Origin of the sequence: Anaerococcus groningensis, assembly GCF_046365465.1 — a bacterium.
In the GTDB taxonomy this organism is placed as follows: domain Bacteria; phylum Bacillota; class Clostridia; order Tissierellales; family Peptoniphilaceae; genus Anaerococcus; species Anaerococcus groningensis.
This window is the reverse complement of sequence record NZ_JBGMEG010000020.1, coordinates 1-1,753: the sequence shown is the minus strand read 5'-3', so window position 1 is coordinate 1,753 and position 1,753 is coordinate 1. Positions and strand designations below refer to the sequence as shown.

Annotated in this window: 1 protein-coding gene; it reads left to right on the top strand. The window is 34.1% G+C overall.

Going from position 1 to position 1,753, the window contains the following annotated elements; genetic code table 11:
- Positions 1 to 432: 432 nt before the first annotated feature.
- A complete protein-coding gene (locus tag AB9Q04_RS08040) occupies positions 433 to 1,728 on the top strand; it encodes a putative glycoside hydrolase (protein ID WP_410024819.1) in 1,296 nt (431 codons plus the stop codon).
- Positions 1,729 to 1,753 lie beyond the last annotated feature (25 nt).

Here is a 1,753-nt window from a genome sequence, read left to right as displayed (position 1 = left end):
TAGCATCAGGAGTTGTTACAAAAATCGTTAAATAGTCCCAACATCCTGGGTGAAAAATCTGAAGGATTTTTCATTTTCGAGACGAAACGCAGTTGAGTCCGAAAAACTAAGCGAGAAGAGTCACAGACTCTTCGAGAGGACACCATAATGGTTGATGGATTTTAATCTATCATCTGCGAGATAAGGCAAAGCCAGATCCGCAGAACTAAGCGAGAAGAGTTTCAGACTCTTCAAGAGGAAAGCATCACAGATGAAAAATCTCTCGGATTTTTCATTTTCGAGATGAGGACCTCATTTAGCCGAAAAGGCTTGAAATGAGTCCGAAAAACTAGGCTCAAAGAGCTAAAACCATTTAAGTATATTATTAAAATATAAAATTTATAAAAAAGAGCGGGCAAGCTTGCTCGCCTTTTTTTATTGTAAGGAGAGTATATGAATATAAAAAGAAAAATTACCTATATTTTCTTATCATTTATGTTATTACTAACTTCCTGTACATCCACAAATAATACTGATGAAGCTTCAAAGGTAGAAGATAAAGATATCGATCAAGTAGCAGAAGATATTTTAGATGAAAATGGGTTAATAAATGAAGCTGTAGAAAAGCCAGTAGGCGAGCCCTATGAAGTAGGTGTAACTCCAGATGACTATAATATGGACTATGATACATCTAGACTCCTATCTTTAGAAGAAAAAAAATCTAAATTTTATCCAAAAGATGGAGTAAAAGGTTTATACTTTAATACTTATAGTATAAATACTCCAGAAACCTATAATAAAATCGTAGGGTTAATTGAAGATACAGATTTAAATGCTGTCGTAATTGATATCAAAGATGACTGGGGTAATGTAACTATGAACTTTGAGACAGATGATGAAGATGTATCTTACTCAAAAATAGATATAGTTGATCCAGAAGCTTTAATTGAAGATTTTCATAGCAAAGGTATTTATGTAATAGGAAGGGTCACTACCTTTAAGGATAGTATTATAACAGAGAAACATCCTGACTGGGGATTTACCCTTGAGGATGGAACATTATGGAAAAATGGTCATGATGAAGCATTTATGAATCCATTTTTGAAAGAAGTGCAGGATTATGATTTAAAAATTGCAAAACTTGCAGCAGACGCAGGTTTTGATGAAATCCAATTTGACTATGTAAGATTTGCTGAAGGTTTTGAGACATTTGGAGATACTCTAGATTATTCAAGAGGCGAATTTGAAAATGAAACTGAAATGGATGAAGGGGAAAAAAGAGTAGCTGCAATAACTGGCTTTGTACAAAGGGCTCGTGAAGAATTACAAGCTTATAATGTACCAATTTCTATAGATGTATTTGGTTATGCTATGCAAGTAAGACGTGCTGAAGGTATCGGTCAAGATTTTGATAAAATGGCAAATCAAACAGATGTTATGTCATCTATGATTTATCCTTCTCACTGGGGTAGCTGGTCTTTTGATATAGAAAAACCAGATTTAGAGCCTTATGAATTAGTTTCTAGATATTTAGAAGAAGAGAAAAAAATATTTAATGAACTAGAACATCCACCAGTATCTCGCCCATGGATACAAGATTTTACTGCTTCATGGATTGGTGAAGGTAACTGGATGGAATATGATGGTGATGCCGTACAGGCTCAAATAGATGCAATTTATGATCAAGGATTAAATGAATATTTAATTTGGAATGCAAATAGTGAATACTCCTCAGGTGTAGATTACTAATCAGAACTACCAGCTTAGCTGGTAG

Coding starts and splice junctions, on each gene's coding strand:
- AB9Q04_RS08040 (WP_410024819.1), top strand. CDS start 433: ATGAATATAAAAAGAAAAATTACCTATATTTTCTTATCATTTATGTTA.